Raw genomic sequence first — 6,480 nt, 5'->3', positions numbered from 1 at the left:
GTCCATCGAAAGTGAATTGCTCATCCAACACCCTCCCCAAGGAGAATGAATCAGAAAAAAGGTCCCGTGGGAATCTCCTGCGATTCAATCGTCAATGGCGACGCTGTAACGCGTTATATTTTGGTTGCAGGAGGGCGCCTTGGACTTTGTTTGCCGTTCGCGGTTATGCGGCTTTCTCCAGAAGTTCTGGATGGTGCTCACGGATGAGCGCCCTTGTCAGCTGTTCGCCCCGGCGGCTGATTCGATCGATCCAGTCTTCGGACATGGCCGAGAAGTCGGTCGGATAATTGAATACATCTTCACGGCTAACGAGGTCGTCCGGTGGGTACATCTGGCGGCTGTCGTTCTGCCCGAGACACGGCATCAAAGCCCTCTTCAGCTTCTTCATGTCCAGCATGTCGAAGAGCCGTTTGGTTGCGGCATTCTGGGCTCTGTCATGGACGCAGTAGAAGACACTCTTCATGCGTGCGGGAAGAAACTGTGTCGGCGGGTCGAACCGCGGACCGAAGCCGGCTCGGCAACAAATAATGGTATCGACTGCCGTCACATTGAGGCTGATTTGCGGATCGCGGTCCGGCCACAACGGTGCCAGTCCGAGATTATCGTAGACGCCGCCGTCCGTCAGACTCACGCGTTCCTCACGGCGAATTCCGTCCTTTTTGTTGAACGGCATGATTTCATCGAGGGCCGGCAAGAGCGCCGGATAGGCGGCCGAAGCGACAACCGCGTGGGCAAGCGTGACATCCTTGTCTGCCAGCTCTCCGAGCCGCAGGATCCCGAACTCTGCTGGGAAAAATAGAACGCCGAACCGGTCCGGAGATCGGCCGCGTTGACGATCGGTAAGGGCGTATTCGCAGGCAGGTCCCGCAGACGCCGTCCTTCGAAAACATCGTCCTCGAACACGCGGCGCAGGATCGTCGTTCGGCTGGCGAAGCGACGGAACGGAGCATGCAGTTTCTCGGGTCGCCAGCGCCGTCGCTGCGACGGCGGCAGAATACGCGACAACAAATCGCCTGCAAGCGAGACCGCCGAAAGAAAAAGATTGGTCGGAACGAGCAAGGCCAGACAGTATAGCGCGCGGAGCCCTTCGGTTGTCGTGAATACCTTTCGGATTGCAGGACGTACCAAGCCGCGCGCGAGATGACCGCGCACGCGCGCCTCGAACGCCGGAACCGGATCACTGTTGGCCGCATAGATTGCGCCGATCACGCTGCCGCCGGAAACAATTGCCGTGTTGCGATTTTGGCGGCGTCGAGGGCTGACCACAAACGCCATTCTTGACCACCAGTGGCCTCAAAACAAACCAGTGCGGAGACTGGCTTTGCCAGATCGACAAGCCGCGCATGTCCCGCAGCCGTGTTTGGCAATCGCAATCGCTGTCCATCTGATAAACAATAAATGTCCAGCCAATCGCGGCTGACATCTATGCCGATTATCCAATCGTGTGATACCGTTTCCATGCTCTCTTCCTTCTGCTCCGTGGTCCTGATTGACCACATTCAACTGTTCGAGACGATGATGAGAGACGGTGCTGGCTCGCTAACAAACGTGGTCAAATCCACAAGGCTCAACCGTTTGGCCCCGCTCCCGAGAGAACACCAATTAGGCACCGCCGCGCCAATCGGGATCATCCACGTTGCGAATGGTCATCGTTTTGCCGGGCGTGGCGTAAGTGCCACCGCCTTTGCTTTGAAGTGGAATGATGATGCCGTTCAGCTTGGCGACCGCGCTGCTATCACTCGTCCAGATCACCGGATCCTCGCCCACGACACACCGAAATCCCACACTCTGGCGCTTCTTCGGCCTTCGGCTAGCCGAACTCTGTAGGCGTCAAGGGCGACGGATCCAAGGCTGCGACGAGTGGTCAATGCCTCAGGTGCGCGGGTCACAGAGCTTGATTGAAAGCGACTTCGCCATTCTCACTCACGCCCTGGACCTGAAAGATATTCTTGGCCAAATCAAGGCCGACAATTGTAACCTGCATTGGGCAGCTCCTGCCATAAGCAGTCGATAACACCTGCAGTACGGCGCATTGCGACGCCGGGTGGAGCAGAAGCTATCCACACCATCCGGGTCTGACGGTGAAACGGGATTGCTTCATGAGTCCGCTGGTGGTTCGGTGTCCGTCGTCAGACAGGAGCCAGCGCAGGGGCCCGGATCAGCCCAGAGCTTCGCGCAGGATATTGTCGAAGACCTCGGCGTTGTCCAAGTTCATCGGTGCCATATGGCCCCAGATGGAATTGACCGTGCGGCATTCGCCATTGGGGATCTTCGAGGTAGCATATTCCTCGTCGACGGGGGGGAAATAGCGGTCGTTGTCCACGGGGACGGTAATGAGCCGCGCCTTGATACCCGCCAGCGCTGCCTCGAGGTCGCCCTCGTAGGCGGTGCTGTCAGAGATGTCGCCCAGCTCCCAAGTCCGCAGCATCGCAAGCAGGTCATTTGCATCATGTTGCAGAAAGAACGGCTCCCAGAAGTTCGCGACGAAATCCGCGTGGTCATCTGCACCGAAGGCGGAATAGGCCTTTTCACGGAAAAAGGGCTCGGAGACGCCCCAGCCTGCGTAGATAGTGGCAAACGCTTTAAGTCCCTCGATCGGGGGGCGCGAATAGAAGCCTTGTTCGAACACCGGGTCGAGCATCAGCGTGCGCCGCAAGGAATAAAGGAAAACCGCATTATAGGATGCGCAGCGCGCCGAGCCCGCGATGGGGACGGCCGCCTCGACAGCATCCGGGTATTGTGCCGCCCATTGATATGTCTGGGCCGCCCCCATGGACCAGCCCGTCACCAGGCGCAGCCGCTCGATACCCAGCACTTCGGTGACTAGCTTGTGCTGCAAGGCCACATTGTCGTGATAGGTGACGGTCGGGAACCTGCTACGTTCTTGCGGTGCCGGAGTGTTCGAGGGTGAAGAGGACCTGCCATTGCCAAGAAGATTGGTTAGAATGATGAAATACTTCGAGGGATCGAGCGCGCGTTGTTCGCCGGTGAAAAACATCTCGCTGGTGTCGTCGTTCCCAGTATACCATGAGGGCACCAGAACGGCATTGTCACGCGCGGCATTCAATTCACCGATGCTGCGCCATGCCAGCCGCGCCTTCGGCAGGATGCCGCCCTTTTGCAACATCAGGTCGGGGACTTCGAGGTATTGCAGTTCTGACATGGTGGCATCTCCTTCTTGCCCTGGGCCAAAGCAGTCCGCCAAGGCTGAACCGCAACCTTTGAAGAACCGCTGCGCAACGCATGGGTGTTGCGCAGGTCACGCCTTTGCCTGAAATTTCAGCTGAAAGACGTCACGCTTTGGCTTGATCATGCGGCGAATTTGCATCGGAAGCAAATGCCGCGTTTCGCCGGGCCTTTCTCGGCGGTAGCGCAAATGGTTCGGAATAAATCACGCAAGTCGCTCATTCAGACTTGATCATTTCGCATCATAGATACGGCATGTAATCAGGCCCGGGGTGAACAGCACCCCCGGGGATCCCATGGTCAGGCCGTGTGGGCCCTGACCGGGCCTGCCGCGTGTTGCCCTCGAAACCTCTTATCCCCGCCCTCATGCCCTTGCGGGCAATATGACGAGGCTGATGACACGGCGCCGGCTGTATGCCGTCCCCCGTTCTGGCTGTCGCGGGCCACCAGATCCTTTCGGACCCGAGCCCATTCACGCCACACAAGCCTCCGGCACTCACTCTGGGTGGGGAGGGTGTGAAGACGTCCACGATAGTCGTGAACGTCGTTCATCCGTTCTACAAAGCATGAGCGCAGCAGTGTGATGTGGACCGCCTTCAGATAGCCAGTTCCACGGAACACCCGATCCAGCGTTGCGACCAACTCCTCGCCGCGATCACTGAACCGCGCATCCGATCGCATGCGTGAGAGAGGGACTTCAGATCTTTCGCCGGATGACATGCCTTACGCGTCGGAAACCCTCGATGCCTTCATGTGATTCCCCCCTCTCCAACCACGAATTGTAGCGGAGAACTCTCACTTCAAACGGTCCCGATCCAGGGTTCAGGTCAGGAAAGCGAGGGCCTCAGATGTGCTCCGCTTGTCCCACTGCACTCACACCTGCATCCTCCAGCTGCTCCCGATCCGGAAGATCCCGCAAGCTCTCCAGATCGAACGCGACCAGGAGCTGCTCGGTGGTCACGAAGGTGTAGGGCGCGCCGCGCCGTGGCGACCGCGGCCCGGTCCCGATCAACCCGCGCGCATGAAGCCGCGCGATCAGGTCCCGGCTGATCTCCTTGCCGAAGATATCCTTGAGCCCGTCTCGGGTGATCGGCTGGTGATAGGCGATGGCGGCCAGCACCGCGACGTCGACCTCTTTCAGGTCAAGAAGGTCGTCGCCCACATCTGCTGCGACCCGGATCACAGGCGCGTAAGCGACCCGCGTCCGAAACATCCAGCCGCCGGCCACCTTGGCGACGTCAAAGGCCCGGCCTTCGAGATCGGTGGCCAAGTCCTCAACCAGCAGATCGACCGACGCCCCCTGCCCCACGATCCGCGCCAGGTCCTCGCGCGGCACCGGCGAGGCCGAGGCAAACAGCACGGCCTCGATCCGGCGCATCCATTCCCGCCAACGCAGCTCCGGCGGCAGGTCGGCCAGGTCGCGGTCGAGCTCTGGCTCGGGTCGGTCCTTGACCATCGCTACACCCCGTAGAGTCGGGAGGTGTCGCGGCCTGTCAGCTCTCGCACCACGCCCAGCTTGACCAGCCGGTCACACAGCCGCCGGGCGGCCCGGTCCGGCAAAGGCAGAGCCGTAGGCGCGACGGCATCGCAGCTCAGAAACATCTCGACCGCCTCGCCCGCCCCCTTGGCGCGCAGTTTCGGCGCGACCGCCTTCAGGTGAGCAGCACGGCGCGCAAGATCAGCGGCGAGACGCACGGCCTCGAGAGCCGAGGCGGTCACCGCGCGATGACAGGCCAGGCGCAGGTCGTCTCCACGCTTGCGCAGGTCGGTGCGTTTCAATCCGGCGGCGAGGAGGGGACCCAGGTGAGTCCAGCCAAGCGTCTGCGCCAGCGCGGCCTCCGCGAGGATCAACCCGGTCACCTCCGCGCGTGGTGCTTCCGCCAGAACGGCCTCGAGCACCGTGGCGGCCCGGGTCACGGGTGCGCCTGTCCCCGCGCCGCGCGGGTCGCACCCGTCGAGCCACCCTGCGATCTTCTCGGCCTCCACCCCCGCCAGGGCCCGGTGCAGTGCCTGGATCGAGATCGGGCGTGCCACCGCATGTCGCCACGCAAGGCAGGTCTCCCCCGCCGGGCCGGGCAGGTCATCGGGGCGCAGCAAATGCACGGCATCGCGCAACTCTGCCACGCGTTCGGGCCGTCCTTCGACCCTCACGCAGGCCTCTGCGGCCCGCAGAGCCAGGCGGTCCCGCACCAAGGCGTGGGGGACATCTGCCCGCCCTAACATCAGATCTAGGTGGCTGAGCGCCGCACCCGACAAAAACGCCACATCTTCAAGCCCTTCGACCCGCGCCGAGGTGACCCAGGACGGCATCCGGGGTAGGGTCTCAGCGTCGTTGATGGGATCATGCCGAGCAAATGTCATGCCACGAGCCTACATCGTCGCGGCGCTTTATGCCACCAAATAGCACCCAAAACGCCCCGCCTTGCTGTTTCCTGATATGTCCAATAAGTTTGCATTATCAGACATGAATGAATATGTTGTGTTTCAGTCTCAGAATTACCAAATTTTTGGGGAAAAATGGACTCAGATCACGAGAAGCCAGCTTCATCAGCACCTGATAGCCAAGATGATGCTCCGTTTGGCGCGAAAAATCAACGGAAACCTGAAGGCATCGCCCTGCCCGCACATATGGCAGGCTCCGGCACGCTTGATCGCCTGGTCGATACCGCCCGCGACTACGCCCGTGCCGCGGCCTCCGACAACACGCTCAAGGCCTATGCCACGGACTGGGCCCATTTTGCGCGCTGGTGCCGGATGAAGGGCGTGGACCCCCTGCCCCCCTCGCCCGAGATGATCGGGCTTTACCTCGCCGATCTGGCCGCCGGCTCAAACCCATCGCAGTCCGCGCCCGGACCGCCGTCCGCGTTCGGATCGTCGTCTGCGTCCCGGCCCCTCTCGGTGAGCACGATCGAGCGTCGCCTCTCCGGCCTCGCCTGGAACTATGCGCAGCGCGGTTTCACGCTGGATCGCAAGAACCGCCACATCACGACGGTGCTGGCCGGGATCAAACGCAAGCACGGGCGGCCACCGGTGCAGAAGGAGGCGATTCTGGCCGAGGACATTCTCGCGATGGTCGCCACACTGGGTTTCGACCTGCGGGGGCTGCGGGATCGGGCCATCCTGCTCCTTGGCTATGCAGGGGGCTTGCGCCGCTCGGAAATCGTCAGCCTCGATGTGCACAAGGACGGGTAGTGCCCCGGGAAGTGGTGTAGGAACTGGCGTCCACCTGCTTCTTCATAGCCGGTGTTGCTCGTTCACTGAGCGGCGATCATCGCCGTCTCACCGTCATCGTTG

At 61.3% G+C, this 6,480-nt stretch carries 7 protein-coding genes and 1 pseudogene; 1 reads left to right on the top strand and 7 read right to left on the bottom strand.

Translation table 11 applies throughout. The features are described 5' to 3' along the window. Nucleotides 1-163: 163 nt before the first annotated feature. From V8352_RS21040 to V8352_RS21010, 7 genes are all read right to left on the bottom strand, one after another. A complete protein-coding gene (locus V8352_RS21040) occupies nt 164-673 on the bottom strand; it encodes a hypothetical protein (RefSeq protein WP_336426221.1) in 510 nt (169 codons plus the stop codon). Continuing rightward, nucleotides 628-1,275: a hypothetical protein gene (locus V8352_RS21035; protein ID WP_336426220.1), complete on the bottom strand. Its 648-nt coding sequence runs from the start codon at nt 1,273-1,275 to the stop codon at nt 628-630. Before V8352_RS21035 ends, V8352_RS21040 begins: the two co-directional genes overlap by 46 nt. Next, nucleotides 1,206-1,460: a hypothetical protein gene (locus V8352_RS21030; RefSeq protein WP_336426219.1), complete on the bottom strand. Its 255-nt coding sequence runs from the start codon at nt 1,458-1,460 to the stop codon at nt 1,206-1,208. The genes V8352_RS21035 and V8352_RS21030 overlap by 70 nt, the downstream gene beginning before the upstream one ends. Nucleotides 1,461-1,602: 142 nt before the next feature. After that, nucleotides 1,603-1,785: a hypothetical protein gene (locus V8352_RS21025; protein ID WP_336426218.1), complete on the bottom strand. Its 183-nt coding sequence runs from the start codon at nt 1,783-1,785 to the stop codon at nt 1,603-1,605. A 373-nt stretch (nt 1,786-2,158) separates the two neighbouring features. Further along, entirely contained in the window at nt 2,159-3,163 is a 1,005-nt protein-coding gene (locus V8352_RS21020) for an alpha/beta fold hydrolase (protein WP_336426217.1), read from the bottom strand. Between the two features lie 867 nt (nt 3,164-4,030). Beyond that, complete coding sequence (gene scpB, locus V8352_RS21015) at nt 4,031-4,642, bottom strand: SMC-Scp complex subunit ScpB (protein WP_336426216.1); 612 nt, start codon at nt 4,640-4,642, stop codon at nt 4,031-4,033. Between the two features lie 2 nt (nt 4,643-4,644). Beyond that, nucleotides 4,645-5,547, bottom strand: coding sequence for a DUF1403 family protein (locus tag V8352_RS21010; RefSeq protein WP_336426215.1), 903 nt, complete (start codon nt 5,545-5,547; stop codon nt 4,645-4,647). 156 nt (nt 5,548-5,703) lie between these two features. On the opposite strand from V8352_RS21010, the pseudogene V8352_RS21005 reads away from it, so the two are divergent. After that, nucleotides 5,704-6,372: pseudogene (locus V8352_RS21005) on the top strand (tyrosine-type recombinase/integrase); the annotation flags it as partial. Between the last annotated feature and the right edge of the window lie 108 nt (nt 6,373-6,480).

The organism is Roseovarius sp. D0-M9, from assembly GCF_037083805.1.
Taxonomy (GTDB): Bacteria; Pseudomonadota; Alphaproteobacteria; order Rhodobacterales; family Rhodobacteraceae; genus Roseovarius.
This window is presented reverse-complemented; position numbering and strand designations above follow the sequence as displayed.

Excerpts from the sequence above, each read along its gene's own strand:
- V8352_RS21040 (WP_336426221.1), bottom strand. The coding sequence starts at position 673 with ATGCCGTTCAACAAAAAGGACGGAATTCGCCGTGAGGAACGCGTGAGT.
- V8352_RS21035 (WP_336426220.1), bottom strand. The coding sequence starts at position 1,275 with ATGGCGTTTGTGGTCAGCCCTCGACGCCGCCAAAATCGCAACACGGCA.
- V8352_RS21030 (WP_336426219.1), bottom strand. The coding sequence starts at position 1,460 with ATGGAAACGGTATCACACGATTGGATAATCGGCATAGATGTCAGCCGC.
- V8352_RS21020 (WP_336426217.1), bottom strand. The coding sequence starts at position 3,163 with ATGTCAGAACTGCAATACCTCGAAGTCCCCGACCTGATGTTGCAAAAG.
- scpB (WP_336426216.1), bottom strand. The coding sequence starts at position 4,642 with ATGGTCAAGGACCGACCCGAGCCAGAGCTCGACCGCGACCTGGCCGAC.
- V8352_RS21010 (WP_336426215.1), bottom strand. The coding sequence starts at position 5,547 with ATGACATTTGCTCGGCATGATCCCATCAACGACGCTGAGACCCTACCC.